The following is a 16925-nucleotide window of genomic DNA, read 5'->3' on the forward strand; positions in this document are numbered from 1 at the left end:
TGAATCTCTCATGGATTTCCGGGACGGCTGAACACCCGTGGGGCGCCCTCCGTATGAGAGGGCGCCGCTTCACTCCTGTCGGGCGCCTCGATGCCCCCGAAAAAGGAAGTCAGAGGAGTTCCATGGGACGCAACACAAGAAAACGCCGTACGCCACTGGCCACCAAGGCCATTGCCGCATCGGCGGCCCTAGCGCTCGGTGGGGGCGGGCTTGTCTGGGCCAACTTCTATGCATCGGCGCACGAGGACGACAACTCCGGCTGGAACCGGACCAAGTCCACGTCCGCACGCGTCGCGACGATCAACTGCCCGGACGTCGGCCAGCGGCTGACCAAGGTGCCGAGAAGCGCGCGCAGGACCGTCGCCAAGGAGCTGGCGCTGCTCGACCGGCAGATCACGGCGGCCTACACCCGGCTCGCGCAGACGCGGCAGGCGCAGGCGGGTGACGCCAACTACGTCAGCAACGCCATCCTCGGCCCGCTGAAGTCCAAGCGCGTCGCCACGCTCGACCGGATCCGCGTCAGCATCAACCGGGGCGGCGGGCAGGCCCCGCGCGATCTGAGCCGGTGGGCGCAGTGCCAGGGCGTCCCGGCGGAGCAGCCGACCGGCGGCGGTCAGCAGGACGGCGGCCAGCAGGACGGCGGCCAGAACGACGGCGGCCAGCAGGACGGCGGCCAGCAGGACGGCGGGCAGCAGGACGGCGGGCAGAACGGCGGCGGACAGGACAACGGCGGCGGGCAGCAGGACAACGGCGGGCAGGCCGGCAACGGCCCCGTGGCGGACGACTTCATCAAGATCGAGGACGTCCAGCCGAACTCCCGCAACCTGCCCAACGGTCTGGCGGCGAACGGTGACGGCGGCTCGACCGGCAGCTTCACCACGCGGTGCGGCACCAACGAGAACGCGAACCGCAACTCGGACAACGTGATCGTGGCGCCCGGCGTCAGCAACGGCGCCCAGCACCAGCACGACTACGTCGGCAACCAGAGCAACAACGCCTTCGCGAGCGACCAGGACCTGGCCGGCGCGGACACCACCTGCCAGAACCAGGGCGACAAGTCGTCGTACTTCTGGCCGGTCATCCGGATCCAGGACGGTTCGCAGGACATCGACGCCGGCCAGCCCGGCGGTGGTCAGGACGGCAACGTCGGCAAGATCGTCGCCCCCGCCGAGGCCCAGCTGAAGTTCGTGGGCAACCGGACGAGCGACGTCGTCGCGATGCCGAAGGCGCTGCGCATCATCACCGGTGACGCGAAGTCCTTCGTCAACGGCCTGAACAACGCCAACACGGCCTGGAGCTGCACCGGCTTCGAGGACCGCCAGGTGACGGACAAGTACCCGATCTGCCCGGACGGCAGCAACGTGGTGCGCACGTCCAACTTCCAGAGCTGCTGGGACGGGCAGAACATCGACAGCGCCAACCACCGCACGCACGTCGCCTTCGTGCAGGCGGACGGCAGCTGCGCCAACGGCTTCAAGGCCATCCCGCAGCTCCAGGTCCGCCTGGAGTACGACATCCAGGCCCCGCAGATCGAGAACGGGCAGGTGCAGAACGCCTTCGCGATCGACTCCTTCCCGGACCAGCTGCACAAGCCGATCACCGACCACAACGACTTCATCAACTTCTTCGACGAGAACCTGATGAACCAGATGGTCGACTGCATCAACAGCGGCCAGGACTGCGACTAGTCCCCGGCCCGACGGAAAAGGCCGGCTGCGGGAATTCCCGCAGCCGGCCTTTTCCGTGTCCGGTGAGGATCAGCCGTGGTGACCGCCCTTGTTGTGGCTGCCGCCGGGATTCATGTGCTCGGAGCCCTCTTCCATCGTTCCGCCGAGCTTGCCCTGGAGGGCCGTGACCGTCTTCTCCTGGCCGACGGCGACCCATTTGCGGCCGACGAGGTAGTAGCCGCCGTAGTCCTTCGCGCCGCTCAGCCACTCGGCCTGACCGCGGTCCGTGGCGAAGGTGGCGAGGATGTACTTGTCCTTGCCCGCCGTGCAGATCGCCTGCCGGATCTCGTCGGCGTCGGTCTGCATGTTCGGGTCGCACTTCGCCTTGGCGGCCAGCTGCTCCAGACTGCCGGTCGCCGTCCTCGGCGCCTTCGCCTCGTCGTCGCCGCCGGCGCCGCACCCGGCCAGCGCGAGCACCGCCACCGCGCCGCTCAGCGCGAGCATCGGTCGGGTCAGTCTCATCTCGTCCTCCGGTCCATGCCGCACGGAGCCCGGCCGGGCCCTCGTCTCCCATACGGCTGCGGTGTGCGATGCGCTCAAAACAGGAGGCTCTCACAGAACGGCTGTGCGAGAGTGATCCGATGGACCAGCACTGGGAGGACCGCGTCACCGCGGCATGGGCGAGTTTCGACGACTACCCCGAGGAGCGGGCGGCCGAGTTCCGCGCGCTCATCGACGCGCTGGTGGCCGAGCTGCCGGAGGGCAGCCCGCTCGGCCCCTTCGAGCAGGCCTGCGCCTGGGACTCCACGGGACACTCGGACCGCGCCGTGCCGCTGTACCGGGAGGCGCTGGCACGCGGGCTGAGCGGATACAAGGCGCGTCGGGCCAAGATCCAGATGTCGAGCTCGCTCAGGAACGTGGGGCGGGCGGAGGAGGGCGTCGCGCTGTTGACGCCGGAGCTGGACGCGCCGTCCGACGAGCTGGACGACGCCGTGCGCGCGACGCTGGCGCTGTGCCTGTCGAGCCTCGGCCGGGACCGGGAGGGGCTGGCGCTGGCGCTGGGCGCGCTCGCCCCGCATCTGCCGCGCTACCAGCGGTCGATGGCGAACTACGCGCGTGCGCTCACGGAGCCGCAGCCGCAGGAGGCGTGACCCGGGCCGTCCGGGCCCCGGCGGTGGGCGGGGCCCGCCCCGGCCGCGGTGACCAACCGCCGATTCGCTCGTTCTGCTGAACGTGCAGTCACAGGATGTCGCCTCCCGCCCCGCAGCCAGTTCGGTCGGCCCGGTCGTGGACGTCGAGCGGGCCGAGGCCGCGCTCGTCGAGCACTACCCGCGTCTGGTCCGCCTCGCCTACCTGGTGCTGCCACCGGGTCTCGGGCGCAACCGGCGCGTCCTGACCGCGCACTCCCTCACCCAGCGGGCGCTGCCCCGCGGCCGCTCGGCGCCGACGCCCGCGATCCCGGCCCAGTCGAGCGGCCGGGACGGCGACCCCGGTTACGCGTTCCTGCGCGCGCGGCTGCTGCGGGCAGCCCTGGAGGCGGGCCGTCCGCTGAAGCGGGCGGCCTGGCCCCGCCGCTCCCAGCTGCCGCCCCTGCTGCCCCAGGTCTGGGGCCTGCGTCTGTTCCCCCGGTCGGGCGGCGCCGACGAACTGGCCCTGGACCAGCAGCTTTCGGCGCTGTCCGCCCCGGCCCGCGCCGCCTATGTGCTGCGCGGCCTCGAGAAGCTGCCGGACGGCGCCGTACGAGCCGTCCTGGAGGCGGCCGGGGTCGAGGACCCGGACGACGCGCTCGACGAGGCCGACGGCGTGGAGGCGCGGTACGCGCTCCTGGAGTCCCCGGAGTTCGACCCCTGCTCGCTGCAGGCCCGGCCGACCGATCTGATGCGGCGCCGCCAGCATCTGCGGGCCGTGCTCGCCGCCGGGGCCGCCCTGCTGGTGTGCGGGGCGCTGCTCGGACTGCCGGGCGAGGGCTGGGCCCCGGACGGCCCGGCCGCTCCCCCGTACGCGCGCAACCCGTCGGCGGAGGCGGCCCTCGACCCCGCCCAGCTGACGAAGGTGCCGGCGGCGGCCTGGCAGTCGTCCGCCCGCACCGACTTCTCGGTGTGGCCCGCGCGCGGCGACCTCACCGGCGACTCGGCGCTGCTGCGCCGCGCCCTCGCGGTGTGGGCCCGCCCCGGTGAGACGGTCGCGGTGTCGGCGACCCCGGGCACCCCGGCGGGCGGCCCGCCCGGGGCGCCGCAGCTGCTGTACGCGGGCACCGTCGACTCGGTGCGCGTGGTGCTCCTGTACGACGGCCTGCGCGTGGCGCGCTACGCCGAGCCGACGGACGGCACGGTGGGCGCCGCCCTGGACTTCTCCCGTGTCGACGGCGCGACCCGGGCCGAGGCGAGCGCGGTGGTGCTGAGCCGTACCGACGGCAACGTCCGCTATCTGCTGGCCCCCTGGGTGCGCGACGCGGCCGAGCGGGACCTGGTCGAGCCGGGCTCCGGGGCGATGGACCTCACGGTGACCGGCGGGGTCACCTCGCCGATGTCGAGTCCGGCGGCCCGGCCGGGCGGCGGTTCCTGCACCTCGTGGAACGTGCTGCAGGTGACGGACGGCACGGGCACCCGGTTGCTGACCGACCTCGCCGAGCTGGTCCCGGCGCGGCTCACCGCCGGGCGTCCCGGGCAGGCGCGGGACGTCACCGGGGCGCGGGCGCTGCGTGCCTGGGCGCCGAACGCGTGCTGGCTGGGCGCCCTGGGCTCGGCGGGCGTGCGGTCGGTGAACGCCTGGCCGTACGCGCGCCAGCCGTTGCCGGACGGCAGCGGTGACGGGGACTGGGTGTGCACGCGTGCCGAAACCTGGCGGGGCGGCGGCGAGCGGGTGCTGGCGCAGTTCCGTACGCCGGGCACCGCGCAGGCGGCGGTGGTGGCGAAGGCGCAGAACGTGCCGGCGTGCGGGCCGCGGGATCCGCATGTGCTGGCCGGGGTGCTGTGGAAGGCCCAGTCGGGCGGCTGGTACCTGCTGGCGGCCGGCGCCCGGGACACGGAGGCCGTCCGGGCGTCGGGCGGCGTGCGCGGCTCCGTCACGGGGAGCCTGCTGGCGCTTCCGGCCCGGCAGGGGGCGCGGGCGGAGCTGAAGGGGACGCTGGAGGACGGGCGGACGATCGGCGGCCTCAAGTGAGGGCCGGCGGGGGCGGGTCGGCGTCCTGAGATGAACACCCGTGGTCGGTCCCGTCCGTTCAGGGCCGGAATCGATCGGTAAGGTGTTCGTATGACTACCGGGGTACGCCGAAGAATGGGAGTCGACGAGCGGCGGCAGCAGTTGATCGGCGTCGCCCTCGAACTGTTCAGCCAGCGCTCGCCCGACGAGGTCTCCATCGACGAGATAGCGTCGGCGGCCGGTATCTCCCGGCCGCTGGTCTACCACTACTTCCCCGGCAAACTCAGCCTGTACGAGGCCGCGTTGAAGCGCGCGGCCGAGGAGCTGGCGGGCCGGTTCGTGGAGCCGCGGGAGGGTCCGCTGGGCGTCCGGCTGCTGCGGGTGATGCACCGCTTCTTCGACTTCGTCGACGAGCACGGGCCCGGCTTCTCGGCGCTGATGCGGGGCGGCCCGGCCGTCGGCTCGACGGCGACGAACGCGCTCATCGACTCGGTGCGGCAGGCCGCGTATGTCCAGATCCTTTCGCACCTGGGCGTGACGGACCCGCCCGCGCGGCTGGAGCTGGTGGTCCGCTCGTGGATCTCACTGGCGGAGTCCACGGCCCTGATCTGGCTGGACGGCCGGCGTATCCCGCGCCGTGAACTGGAGGTCCAGCTGGTGCACGACTTCGCCGCGCTGGCCGCGGTGAGCGCCGCCCACGACGAGGAGATGGGAGCGCTCCTGCGCGGCGTGCTGGCGGACGAGCCGGCCGAGGGCCCCTTCAGCGACCTGGTCGGCCGGCTGGTCGCGCTGGCGTCGTAGCCGCGGTCAGCTCTCGTACTTGCGGTAGGACGGGTCGAGGTCGCGGACCTCGGCGGAGGCGTGCAGGGCGAGGCCCCCGGCGGGCCGCACATGGGTCCGCAGCAGGTCGAGCACGGCCTCGGTGAGCCGGGCCTTCGTCTCCTCGGTGCGGCCCGCGAGCAGGCCCAGGGTGACGTGCACGACGGCGTGCCCGGCGGTGTCGTCGCCGACCGCGGTGTCCTCGGTGCGGCGGAACTGCGTCTTGCAGGCGGGCGGCTTGGCGGCCGCGATGTCGACCACGGCGGCGTGCAGCGCCCGCGCGAACGCGGGGCGGTCGAAGTCGTCCGCCAGTTGCTGCGAGTAGTCGACGGTGATCTGCGGCATGGGCGCTCCTGTTCCGGGTCGGCGGCCCCCACCCTAACCTCGGCGTGCGAAGGGGCGGCCCGGTGACCGGACCGCCCCTTCGTTCAGCTCGGTGTCACCTGGTCCGGCTGAACACGGCGACCGTGCGGGCCGGGACGTCGAACGTGCCGGAGCCCGCCGTGTAGGACGCGGACCTGACGACCGGGTCGGCGCCCCCGGCCTGGGCCGGGTGCAGCCGGTAGCCGGTGCCCGCGAGCGGGGCGACCTTCTGCTTCTGCCGCTCGGGCGTGGCGTTGAAGACGACGACGAGGTCGCCGAGGCGCATGGTGATCACGCCGGGCGTCTCGTCCTTGCCGGACAGCGGGAAGGACAGCTCCGCCTGCACCTGGGCGGCGGTGCCGAGGGAGAAGGCGCTCTCCGTCGAACGGATCCGCAGCAGGTCGCGGTAGGCCGCCGAGGCGCCCTCGATCTGCGGGCAGCCGACCTTGACGCTGCCCAGCAGCGGCTTGGCGTACGGCCACTTCGAGGCGTTGTCGGCCGCGGGCGGCAGGCCCGTGCCGAAGCCGTTGCCGTCCGCGCAGTCCCAGTGGATGGCGTTGAACCAGTCGCCGCTGTCGTAGGAGTTGCGGTCCAGCGACTTGGAGCGCAGCAGGTCGGTGCCGGCCTGGGAGAGCGCCGGGCCCTGCGACAGGGTGGCCGTGGCCATGGCGAGCACCTGCATCCGGACGCGGTCGGCCGCGCTCGTCCCGGCGGGCAGCTTGTACGTCAGCGCGTCGAACAACGACTCGTTGTCGTGCGCGTCCGCGTAGGCGAGGGCGTCGCCGGGGGCGGCCGCGTAGCCGGCGGGGGCGCCGTTGTAGTCGACCTCGGAGCCCTTGACCTCCTTGCCGTCGGTGTCGGTGAAGCGGTAGCCGGCGAGGTTGCCGGACAGGCCGACCTTGATCAGGTCCTGGTAGTGCAGCAGGCGGGCCTTCTGCTCGGCCTCGGTGCCGTTGTTCTTCGACGTGTTGGGCTCGGTGTAGAGCCCGGACGCGAAGCCCTGGACGCCCGGGTCCTCGTCGAAGGGGCCGCCGCCGCGCACGGCGTCACGGGCGCGGTCGGAGAAGGTGGCGATGCCGGTGCCGGCCATGTTCTTCTGCGTGGCCTGGACGAACCGGGCGTCGTCGGCGACCTCGCCGAAGTTCCAGCCCTCGCCGTACAGGATGATCTTCTTGCCGTCGACACCGTCCTTGGCGAGGGTCAGGGCGTCGAGGGCCTTGCGGACCGCGAGGATGTTGGCCTTGGGGTGGTGCCCCATGAGGTCGAAGCGGAAGCCGTCGACCTTGTACTGCTTGGCCCAGGTGACGACGGAGTCCACGACGAGCTTGCCCATCATGGCGTTCTCGGTGGCCGTGTTGGCGCAGCAGGTGCTGTTGGCGACCGAGCCGTCGGCCAGGAGCCGCTGGTAGTAGCCGGGCACGATCCGGTCCAGGACGCTGGTGTCCGCCTGGCCGGCCGCCGCCGTGTGGTTGTAGACGACGTCCATGACGACGCGCAGGCCGTCCTCGTTGAGCGCCTTGACCATCTGGCGGAACTCGACGGTGCGGGTGGTGCCGTCGGGGTCGGAGGAGTAGGAGCCCTCCGGGACCGTGTAGTGGTACGGGTCGTAGCCCCAGTTGTAGGCGTCCTTGGCGGCGGTCTTCGCCACGCACTCCTGCTGCTGGTCGGAGTCGGCCGGCAGGGAGGCCAGGTCGCAGTCGGTGACGGCCTGTTCGGACTTCTTCTCGGGGATGGTGGCGATGTCGAAGACGGGCAGCAGGTGGACGTACGAGGTGCCCGCCTCGGCCAGCTTCCGCAGGTGCCGGGAGCCGTCGCTGAGCTTGTCCCCGAACGCGCGGTAGGTGCCGCGGTCCTTCGCGGGGACGGTCTTGTCGGCCACCGAGAAGTCCCGGACGTGCAGCTCCTGGATCTGGGCGTCCTTCAGCGGCACCGCCTTCGGCTTGGTGTAGGTGGTCCAGCCGCGCGGTGCCAGCGAGCGGTCGCCGAGGTCGACGAGGACGCTGCGCCGGGAGTCGGTGGTGAGGGCCACCGAGTAGGGGTCGGTGACCTGGTTGGTGACGACCTTGCGGACGCTGGGCGCCCAGACCTTCACGACGTACCGGTAGGGCTTGTTCTTCCAGGACGCGGGTCCGGTGACGGACCAGACGCCGGTGCTGCCGGCGCGGTGCATGGCGACCGTGGAGCCGCCGATCTCCAGCTTCACCGAGTGGGCGGTGGGCGCCCAGACGGACAGCGTCGGACGGCCCTTGGCGAAGACCGGGCCGAGGTCGGCCTTGGTCGCGGCGCCGTAGAGGTCGTCGAGGACACCGGCGAGCTGCACACCGGTCGCGGCGAGCACGGCACCGTTGGCGGCGCGCTGGGAGGCGACGACCTGGCCGCGCAGGGCCTCGCGGACGCGGTCGCGGTCGCGCGGGTCGACGGACCAGGCGGTGTGGTCCTTCAGGTGCGGGAACTTCGCCTTCTGGGCGTCGGTGAGGGAGGTCTTCGCCAGGCGCAGCCACCGGGCGTCGCCGGTCAGCGCGCCGTCCTTCGCCTCGATGCCCCCGTCGCGGCTGTAGAGCAGCTGGGTGGAGGCGGCGCCCTCGGAGCCGTTCCAGACGACGGTGTTCCGGTCGATCCAGACGGCCTTGGAGGTGGTCGGGTCGAGCGCGGCGGCCGAGCCCGCGGGCTGCGGGAGCAGGTACTTCTCCTGGCCGCTCACCAGCCACACCTCGTGGCCGTTCGCCGTGAGGTCGAGCGACTGGTCGGCGGGCAGGTCCTTCTCGTCGCCCTTGTGGAGGATGTAGCTGAGGCTGGTGGCACCGTCGGTGAGCGGTACCTCGAAGACCGCACCATACGTATCAGTCTTGACCGGCTTCAGGGGGTTCGACCACTCGGTGGGGTTCGCGGCACCGGTCCAGGTGTGCAGTCCCCAGCCGTCGTAGTTCCCGTCGGCGCGGTGGTAGTGCAGGACGGCCTTGCTCTTGTCCGGGGCCGGGTAGTCGGCCGCGGGCCGCTCGGTGCGGACGGTGTCCTTGCCCTGCTCGATCCAGATCTCGCCGGTCCTGGTGACGTCGATCGTGCGGTCGGCGGAGACGTCCTTGGTGCCGTCCTTGTCGACGACCAGGAAGCCGACGCTGGAGGCGCCCGGCTTCAGCTTGACGTAGGCGAAGGCGCCGTAGGCGTCCCGGCCGGTGAAGGGGTGGCCGGCCGGCCACTCGGTGGCCTCGCCGTCGGCGAGGTCGCCCCAGGCGTACAGGCCCCAGTCGGCGTAGTCGCCGTCGGTGCGCTTGTAGTGGACGATCGCGTAGTCGCGGGAGGCGGCGGTGGGGGTCTCCGGGGCCGGCGGGGTGCCGGTCGTGGAGGACGCGGTGGCCGAGGCCGTGCGGCCGGCGGCGTCGACGACGACGGCCTTGTAGCGCAGGGCGGTGCTGGGCGCCACGTCCGCGCCGACGACCTGGCGGACCTTGTAGGGGGCGTGGTCGGCGGAGCCGAGGACCCGCCACTTGCCGTTGCCGGTCTGCGCGGCGAAGACGACGCGGTTGAGCTGCCCGCCGTCGACGTCGGCGGAGATCTCCACGGTGCCGGTGGCGCCCGCGGCGGGGGCCTTCAGGGTGAGCGTCGGCTCGGCCGCGGGCCGCGCGGGCCGTCCGGCGGCCTTCAGGACGATCGCCGCGCCCGCCGGAACGGTGACGGTGAGCTTCTTGTCGGCGCCGGAGCGGGCGGCGTCCTTCGTGCCGTGGAGGGCGGTGTAGGTGGTGTTCGCCGAGCCGACGGCGAAGGTCGCCGTGCGGGCGTCGTCCGCGTTGTTGAAGGCGACGACGTACTCGGTGCCCTTGCGGGCGTCGGTGCGGGAGAAGGCGTAGACGCCGGCGCCGTCGGCGGCGTACCGCTCGGTCTGGACGCCGTCGGCGAGGGCCGGGTTCGCCTTGCGCAGCTCGGCGAGGGCGCTGATCTGCCGGTACAGCGGGGCCCTGGTGTCGTAGGCGTCGTCGGCGTGGGTGCGGTCGGTGCCGAGCTGATCGTCGTCGAGGTAGTCGGCCGTCTTCGAGGCGAACAGGGTCTGGCGGGCGTCCTTGTCGCCGCCGGCGCCGGTGAAGCCCTGCTCGTCGCCGTAGTAGACGACCGGGTTGCCCCGGCTGAGGAACATCAGCTCGTTGGCGAGCCGGTCCTTCTTCAGCAGCTCGGCGTCGGTGGCCTTCGGGTTGTCCTGCTTGAGGAAGGACCCGATGCGGCCCATGTCGTGGTTGCCGAGGAAGGTGACCTGTTCGTAGGCGTTGGCCTTGTCGGTCGTGTACTTGTAGTCGTCGCCGAAGACGGACGCGAGCTTGCGCGCGCTGCCGCCCTGGGAGGCGTACTGGCGTGCCGCCTCCTGGAAGGGGAAGTCGAGCGTGGCGTCGAGGCGGCCCTGGGTGACGTAGGGCGCGGTGATGTCCGTGTCGGAGGTGTACACCTCGCCGAACATGAAGAAGTCGTCGCGGCCGCGCTGGGCGGCGTAGGAGTCCAGGGCGGTGGCCCACTGGGTCCAGAACTCCATGTCGACGTGCTTGACCGTGTCGATGCGGAAGCCGTCGATGTCGAAGTCGCGCACCCAGCGCTGGTAGATCTTCTCCATGCCGCTGACGACCTCGGGACGCTCGGTCCACAGGTCGTCCAGGCCGGAGAAGTCACCGTGCCCGGAGCTCTCCCCGGCGAAGGTGGAGTCGCCGCGGTTGTGGTACATCGTCGGGTCGTCGAGCCACGACGGGACCTTCTTCGTCGGGCCGGTGACAGGGGTGCGCGGGAAGGAGTCGGCGTCCACGGCGGGGAAGCGCCGGGTGCCGTCCGCGTAGTCGGCGTCGTCGAAGGGCCGCCCGTCCTCGGTCAGGTAGGGGAAGGCTCCCTTGGAGAGGTAGTCGTAGGACTTCTCCTCGTAGTCCACGACGTCGGCCGTGTGGTTGGTGATGACGTCGAAGAAGACCTTCATGCCCTTGGCGTGGGCCTTGGAGATGAGGGTCTCGAGGTCCTTGTTGGTGCCGAAGTGCGGGTCGACCTGGGTGAAGTCGGTGATCCAGTAGCCGTGGTAGCCGGCGGAGGCGTTGTTCCCCGTCCCCTGCACGGGCCGGTTCTTGAAGATCGGCGCCATCCAGATGGCGGTGGTGCCCAGGCCCTTGATGTAGTCCAGGCGCTGGGTCAGGCCCTTGAGGTCGCCGCCCTGGTAGAAGCCCTTGTCGGTGGGGTCGTAGCCGGTGGACAGGCGGGAACCGGTCAGTCCGCCCTTGTCGTTGGCGGTGTCCCCGTTGGCGAACCGGTCCGGCAGGACGAAGTAGAACTGCTCGCGGGTCGCGTCGTGCCGGGCGGGCTCTGCGGCGAGCTTCGCGTCGGACGGCGGCGCCGGCGGGGTGGCCGCCCGCGCGGCGAGGGGCTGGACGAGCGCTGCGGCCAGCGCGGTCACGGTGACCGCAGCGACCCGTCCGGCATGGGTGGTTCGGCGCCTCGACGGCGACGGCCATCTCGGTATCACAGAGGGGCTCCTTGCGATTGCGGCTCTTCGGGTCCGACCCCGCGCGACCGTATCGCCGTCGCAATGCTTACAGCAAGAGGCTTGAAACCACCGGCAAAAACTTTCAGTTACCCGCTCAGCAGCTCGACTTGCCGGCGTATACGGCCAGGGCCGTGTTCGCGCCGAGGGTCGCGGTGAGCTGACCGGCGGAGTTCACCGTCACGGAGGTGTTGTTCTGCACGTTGCAGTACGTGCCGGCGGGCAGCGACGTCTGGTACGTGCGGCTCAGCGAGCCCGACTCGTGGTTGATGGCCACGAAGCCCTTGGAGCCCCGGCCGAACGCGATGGCGTCGCCGCCGTTGTCCCACCAATTGGTGACGGCCTGGCCGCGCGTGGCGTTGCGGAAGGCGACCATGGACTTGATCTCCGGCCAGTTGTGCTGGCACTTCCAGCCGTTCTGCCAGCAGGCGCTCACCGAGCCGCCGTTGGGCGGTCCGGCGTCGACGTCGGAGAACTCGTAACCGGAGTTGATGTCGGGCGCGCCGTAGGGCCAGGCCAGCATGAAGACGTTGGCCAGGGTGTAGTTGGCGTTGTCCTTGTAGCTGAGGGTGGAGCCGTTGCGCTCGGTGTCGTGGTTGTCGACGAAGACACCGGCGCTGGAACTGCTCAGATAGCCCCAGCCCTCGCCGTAGTTCTTGAGGTAGGCGAGGTTCTCGTTGTTGAAGACCCGCTTGAGGTCGTAGGCGTAGCGGAACTCCTGGACGTCGCCGTTGCGGGTGTACTCGGTGGGCTGGACGGCCTCGCCGGAGCCGTAGATGACCTCCTGCTTCCAGTAGGCGTCGGGGTTGGACAGGCGGGACTTGATGTTCGCCAGGTCGGCGGTGTCGATGTGCTTGGCCGCGTCGATGCGGAAGCCGTCGACGCCGAGCGTGAGCAGGTCGTTCAGGTAGCCGGCGATGGCGCCGCGGACGTAGTTCTCGCCGGTGTCGAGGTCGGCGAGTCCGACGAGTTCGCAGTGCTGGACGTTCCAGCGGTCCTGGTAGTTGCTCACCTGGGCGGTGCAGTCGTCGAAGTCGTACGACGAGTACAGGCCGGGGTAGGCGTACTTCGTGTACGACGAGCCGCCGGTGCCGGTGCCGCTGCCCGCCGCCATGTGGTTGACGACGGTGTCGACGACGACCTTCACACCGGCCGCGTGGCAGGTGTTCACCATGCTCTGGAAGGCGGCGCGGTCGCCGAGCCGTCCGGCGATCTTGTAGCTCACGGGCTGGTACGACGTCCACCACTGGGAGCCCTGTATGTGCTCGGCGGGCGGGGAGACCTGCACGTAGCCGTAGCCGGCCGGGCCGAGGGTGGTGGTGCACTCCTTGGCGACGGAGGCGAACTTCCACTCGAAGAGGACGGCGGTGACGTCCTTGGTGCCGGGGGGAGAGGCCGCCGCCTCGGTCGGGTGCATGACAAGCGTGGAGGCGGTGAGGGCCGCCGCGAGTGCGGCCGCCCAGGGAAGGGATCTGCGTTGCATGTGGGGTTCCTTCACCGTTGAAGGCTCTTGCTGAAAACTTTCAATTACCTTGCGGTGACGGAGATGTTAAAGGCCCGCCGCCTGAAAAGGCAGCGGGCCGTCCGAAGTTGGATGAAAATTCTGGCAGAAGGGCCGTCAGGAGGCCGTGGTCCACCACACCGTGGTGTCGCCCGGCAGCTTCGCCTCGCCGTCCGTCTCGGTGACCTCACCGCTGGCGAGCAGCAGCCGCCCGTACGCCGGGATCGTCACCGCCTCGGTGCCGGTGTTCGCCACGCAGACGAACTCCCCGCGCCGGAAGGCGAGAACGCCCTCGGGGGCCCGCAGCCACTCCACCGCGTCCCCGGCGCCGAGGTCGGGGTGGGCGCGCCGGGCGGCCAGCGCGGCGCGGTACAGCTCCAGGGTGGAGTCCGGGTCGCCGGTCTGGGCCTCGACGCTCAGCTCGCCCCAGCCATCCGGCTGCGGCAGCCAGCTGCCGCCCGCGCCGAAGCCGTACGACGATCCGGAGCGCGTCCACGGGATCGGCACCCGGCAGCCGTCGCGGAAGCCGTCCTGACCCTCGCCGCGGAAGTACGCCGGGTCCTGGCGCACCTCGTCCGGCAGGTCGACGACGTCCGGCAGGCCCAGCTCCTCGCCCTGGTAGACGTAGGCCGAGCCGGGCAGGGCCAGCATCAGCAGCGTGGCGGCGCGGGCGCGGCGCAGGCCGAGCGCGCGGTCGCCGGCGGTACGGATCTGGGTGCCGAGGCCGGGCGGGTTGGCGAAGCGGGTGGCGTGCCGGGTGACGTCGTGGTTGGACAGCACCCAGGTGGCCGGGGCGCCGACGGGGCGCATGGCCTCCAGGGTGCGGTCGACGACCTCGCGCAGCTCGGCGGCGTCCCAGTGGGTGGCCAGGTACTGGAAGTTGAACGCCTGGTGCAGCTCGTCCGGGCGGACGTAGTTCGCGGTGCGCTCGACGGTCGGGGTCCACGCCTCGGCGACGAAGATCCGCTCACCGGAGTACTCGTCGAGGATGCGCCGCCACTGCCGGTAGATGTCGTGCACGCCGTCCTGGTCGAAGAACGGGGTGACATCGTTGCCCAGCAGCCGCATCTCGTCGTGGGAGCCCAGGTCGGGCAGGCCCTCGGCCTTGACCATGCCGTGGGCGACGTCGATGCGGAAGCCGTCCACGCCCATGTCCAGCCAGAACCGCAGGATGGAGCGGAACTCGTCGCCGACCGCCGGGTGCTCCCAGTTGAAGTCGGGCTGCTCGGGCGCGAACAGGTGCAGGTACCACTCGCCGGGGGTGCCGTCGGGCTCGGTGACCCGGGTCCAGGCGGGGCCGCCGAAGATGGACTCCCAGTCGTTCGGCGGGAGTTCGCCGTTCGCGCCCTTGCCCGGGCGGAAGTGGTAGCGGTCGCGCAGCGGCGAGCCCGGGCCCTCGGCGAGGGCGCGCTTGAACCACTCGTGCTGGTCCGAGGAGTGGTTGGGGACCAGGTCGACGATGACGCGCAGGCCCAGTGCACGGGCGTCGCGGATCAGCGCGTCGGCGTCCAGCAGGTTGCCGAACATCGGGTCGACGGCCCGGTAGTCGGCGACGTCGTAGCCGGCGTCGGCCTGCGGGGAGGCGTAGAAGGGGCTCAGCCATACGGCGTCGACGCCGAGGGCGACCAGGTACGGCAGGCGGGAGCGGACGCCTTCCAGGTCGCCCATGCCGTCGCCGTTGCTGTCGGCGAAGCTGCGCGGGTAGACCTGGTAGATCACCGCGTCGCGCCACCAGTCACGGCGCTTGGCGACGGTGGCGACTGCAGCGGTCTCGGCCGGGGCGGTGGGGTACTGGCTCATGGCTTCCTTGTGCGGTGGGGGTCTCCCGCCCGGACGGTGTCACGGGCGGAGAAGGAGTCGTCGGGTCTGCGTCGTGCGCGTGCGGGCGGCGGACGACGAGGCGGCCGCAGTGACAGCGGGGTCGGATGGACACGGCGGCCGCCTCGGGTTCTCGGGGGCCGGCTCAGCCCTTCGTGCCGCCGGCGGTGAGGCCGGTGACCAGGTTCTTCTGCACGAGGTAGAAGAAGAGGGAGACCGGTATCGCGATCAGCACGGCCGTGGCCGCCATGAGGTTGCGCTGGGCGTCGTGCTCGCTGACGAAGCTCTGCAGGCCGACGGCCAGCGTGTACTTCTGGTCGTCGAGCAGGAAGGTGGTGGCGAAGGCGACCTCGCCGAACGCGGTGATGAAGCTGTAGAAGGCCGCCACCGCGAGACCCGGCTTGGCGAGCGGCAGGATCAGCCGCGCGAAGGTGCCGAACGGGGAGAGGCCGTCGACGCGCCCGGCCTCGTCGATCTCGAACGGGATGGTGTCGAAGTAGCCCTTGAGCAGCCAGGCGCAGTACGGCACCGCCGTCGAGCAGTAGACGAGGATCAGGCCGAGGTAGGTGTCGATGAGGCCCAGCTCCGAGAGGATCTGGTACATCGGCACGATCAGGACCGCGATCGGGAACATCTGGGTGACCAGCAGCACCCACATGAACTTCCGGTAGCCGGGGAAGCGCATGCGGGAGACCGCGTAGCCGGTGGTGGCGGCGATCATCACGCCGATCACCGTGGTGCCCAGCGACACGATCAGCGAACTCTTCAGCCAGTCGAAGAAGTTCGTGTCCGACAGGACGAAGGCGTAGTTGTCGAACGTCATCTTGGACCAGATGCGCCCGGGGTGCAGGTAGTCGTCCTTGTCCGGGCCCAGTGACAGGAAGACCAGCCACAGGACGGGGAACAGGGCGATCAGGCTCGCGACGGTGAGCATGCCGTGGGAGGCGAGGGAGCCGACGAGGCCCGTCTCACCGCGCCGGCGGGTGCGGCGGGGCTTCCTCTCCGTGCTCTCCGGTCCGGTCGCCGCGGCGGAGGTCTGGGCTGTGGTGGTACTCATGAAGAACTCCTGCCTCAGATCGCGAGCTGCTGCTCGTTGCGGTTCAGCCAGCGGCGGTAGAACGAGGTGAAGACGATCAGGATGCCCAGCAGCAGGATGCCGTAGGCGGCGGACTGGGCGAAGTCACGCGGTTGCTGCCCGAAACCGAGGTAGTAGGCCCAGGTGACGAGGATCTGCGCGTCGGGCGCCGTGTTGCCGAAGAGGAGGAAGATCACGGCGAACTGGTTGAACGTCCAGATGATGCCCAGCAGCACCACGGTGGAGCTGACCGTCCGCAGGCCCGGCAGGGTGACGTACCGGAAGCGCTGCCAGGCGCTGGCGCCGTCCATCTCCGCGGCCTCGTAGAGGGAGGCGTCGATGGACTGCAGGCCGCCGAGCAGGGAGACCATCATGAATGGCACACCGCACCAGGTGTTGACCATGATCGCCGCGAACCGCTGCCAGAAGGTGTCCTCCAGCCACAGCGGGGCGGGCAGGTGCAGGGCCTCCAGCGCGGAGTTGATGATGCCGCCGTCCGCGAGCATGAACCGCCAGCCGAACACGGTGACGAACGTGGGCACGGCCCACGGCAGGACCAGGACGAGGCGGTAGAGGGTGCGGCCGCGCAGCTTCTGGTTGAGCAGCAGGGCGAGGCCGAGGCCGATCGCGTAGTGCAGGACCACACACGCGGCCGTCCACACGATCGTCCAGATGAAGTGCGACCAGAAACGGTCGTAGGAGGTGTCGCCCCAGAGGATGTCGGCGTAGTTGTCGAAGCCGATGAACTTGTACGTCGCCTCGATCTCGTTGACGCCGATCGTGCGCGCGGTGTTGAGGCTGTTGGCGTCGGTCAGCGTGAGGTACAGACCGTAGGCCAGCGGGTACAGCACGAGGATGCCGAGCACGACGATCACCGGGGCGATCATCGCGTACGCGTACCAGTGCTTCTGGTAGCTGTTCTTCAGGCGCTGCCCGAGCCCTGGCCGGGGCGCACGGTCACCGCGGCGCTTGCCCGTCGCGCGGTCGATGGCGACTGTCATGGTTCGACACCTTCTGGGAGTTCAGGAAGTCCGGGGGAGG

Annotated in this window: 11 protein-coding genes; 4 read left to right on the forward strand and 7 right to left on the reverse strand. The window is 70.9% G+C overall.

The genetic code is table 11. From position 1 onward, the window contains the following. Nucleotides 1–122 precede the first annotated feature (122 nt). Nucleotides 123–1688, forward strand: a complete 1566-nt coding sequence (locus ABZ899_RS10530) for a DUF1996 domain-containing protein (protein ID WP_361343709.1) — start codon at nt 123–125, stop codon at nt 1686–1688. 69 nt (nt 1689–1757) lie between these two features. On the opposite strand, the gene ABZ899_RS10535 is transcribed toward ABZ899_RS10530, so the two are convergent. Beyond that, entirely contained in the window at nt 1758–2189 is a 432-nt protein-coding gene (locus ABZ899_RS10535; protein WP_361343711.1) for a hypothetical protein, read from the reverse strand. A 119-nt stretch (nt 2190–2308) separates the two neighbouring features. On the opposite strand from ABZ899_RS10535, the gene ABZ899_RS10540 reads away from it, so the two are divergent. From ABZ899_RS10540 to ABZ899_RS10550, 3 genes are all read left to right on the forward strand, one after another. Further along, nucleotides 2309–2818, forward strand: a complete 510-nt coding sequence (locus ABZ899_RS10540; RefSeq protein WP_361343714.1) for a tetratricopeptide repeat protein — start codon at nt 2309–2311, stop codon at nt 2816–2818. 82 nt (nt 2819–2900) lie between these two features. Beyond that, the gene (locus ABZ899_RS10545; protein WP_361343717.1) at nt 2901–4829 is read left to right on the forward strand and encodes a hypothetical protein; all 1929 of its coding nucleotides are present in this window, start codon (nt 2901–2903) and stop codon (nt 4827–4829) included. A 90-nt stretch (nt 4830–4919) separates the two neighbouring features. After that, the gene (locus ABZ899_RS10550; protein ID WP_361343720.1) at nt 4920–5609 is read left to right on the forward strand and encodes a TetR/AcrR family transcriptional regulator; all 690 of its coding nucleotides are present in this window, start codon (nt 4920–4922) and stop codon (nt 5607–5609) included. Nucleotides 5610–5615: 6 nt separating this feature from the next. Here ABZ899_RS10550 and ABZ899_RS10555 read toward each other — a convergent pair whose 3' ends face one another. From ABZ899_RS10555 to ABZ899_RS10580, 6 genes are all read right to left on the reverse strand, one after another. After that, nucleotides 5616–5972: a 5-carboxymethyl-2-hydroxymuconate Delta-isomerase gene (locus ABZ899_RS10555; protein ID WP_361343723.1), complete on the reverse strand. Its 357-nt coding sequence runs from the start codon at nt 5970–5972 to the stop codon at nt 5616–5618. A gap of 94 nt (nt 5973–6066) precedes the next feature. Continuing rightward, entirely contained in the window at nt 6067–11472 is a 5406-nt protein-coding gene (pulA, locus tag ABZ899_RS10560; RefSeq protein WP_361343726.1) for a pullulanase-type alpha-1,6-glucosidase, read from the reverse strand. A gap of 115 nt (nt 11473–11587) precedes the next feature. Continuing rightward, nucleotides 11588–12973 carry an alpha-amylase family protein gene (locus tag ABZ899_RS10565; RefSeq protein WP_361343729.1) on the reverse strand — a complete coding sequence of 462 codons (1386 nt, stop codon included), beginning with the start codon at nt 12971–12973 and terminating at the stop codon, nt 11588–11590. Nucleotides 12974–13108: 135 nt separating this feature from the next. Further along, nucleotides 13109–14791, reverse strand: a complete 1683-nt coding sequence (locus ABZ899_RS10570; protein WP_361343732.1) for a glycoside hydrolase family 13 protein — start codon at nt 14789–14791, stop codon at nt 13109–13111. A gap of 163 nt (nt 14792–14954) precedes the next feature. Next, nucleotides 14955–15866 (reverse strand): ABC transporter permease subunit, encoded by a 912-nt coding sequence (locus tag ABZ899_RS10575; RefSeq protein WP_361343734.1) that lies wholly within the window; start codon nt 15864–15866, stop codon nt 14955–14957. 14 nt (nt 15867–15880) lie between these two features. After that, entirely contained in the window at nt 15881–16885 is a 1005-nt protein-coding gene (locus ABZ899_RS10580; protein WP_361343737.1) for a sugar ABC transporter permease, read from the reverse strand. Between the last annotated feature and the right edge of the window lie 40 nt (nt 16886–16925).

Origin of the sequence: Streptomyces sp. NPDC046859, from assembly GCF_040645135.1 — a bacterium.
Lineage (GTDB): Bacteria > Actinomycetota > Actinomycetes > Streptomycetales > Streptomycetaceae > Streptomyces.

Coding starts and splice junctions, on each gene's coding strand:
- ABZ899_RS10580 (WP_361343737.1), bottom strand. CDS start 16,885: ATGACAGTCGCCATCGACCGCGCGACGGGCAAGCGCCGCGGTGACCGT.
- ABZ899_RS10570 (WP_361343732.1), bottom strand. CDS start 14,791: ATGAGCCAGTACCCCACCGCCCCGGCCGAGACCGCTGCAGTCGCCACC.
- ABZ899_RS10575 (WP_361343734.1), bottom strand. CDS start 15,866: ATGAGTACCACCACAGCCCAGACCTCCGCCGCGGCGACCGGACCGGAG.
- ABZ899_RS10530 (WP_361343709.1), top strand. CDS start 123: ATGGGACGCAACACAAGAAAACGCCGTACGCCACTGGCCACCAAGGCC.
- ABZ899_RS10555 (WP_361343723.1), bottom strand. CDS start 5,972: ATGCCGCAGATCACCGTCGACTACTCGCAGCAACTGGCGGACGACTTC.
- ABZ899_RS10540 (WP_361343714.1), top strand. CDS start 2,309: ATGGACCAGCACTGGGAGGACCGCGTCACCGCGGCATGGGCGAGTTTC.
- ABZ899_RS10565 (WP_361343729.1), bottom strand. CDS start 12,973: ATGCAACGCAGATCCCTTCCCTGGGCGGCCGCACTCGCGGCGGCCCTC.
- ABZ899_RS10535 (WP_361343711.1), bottom strand. CDS start 2,189: ATGAGACTGACCCGACCGATGCTCGCGCTGAGCGGCGCGGTGGCGGTG.
- ABZ899_RS10550 (WP_361343720.1), top strand. CDS start 4,920: ATGACTACCGGGGTACGCCGAAGAATGGGAGTCGACGAGCGGCGGCAG.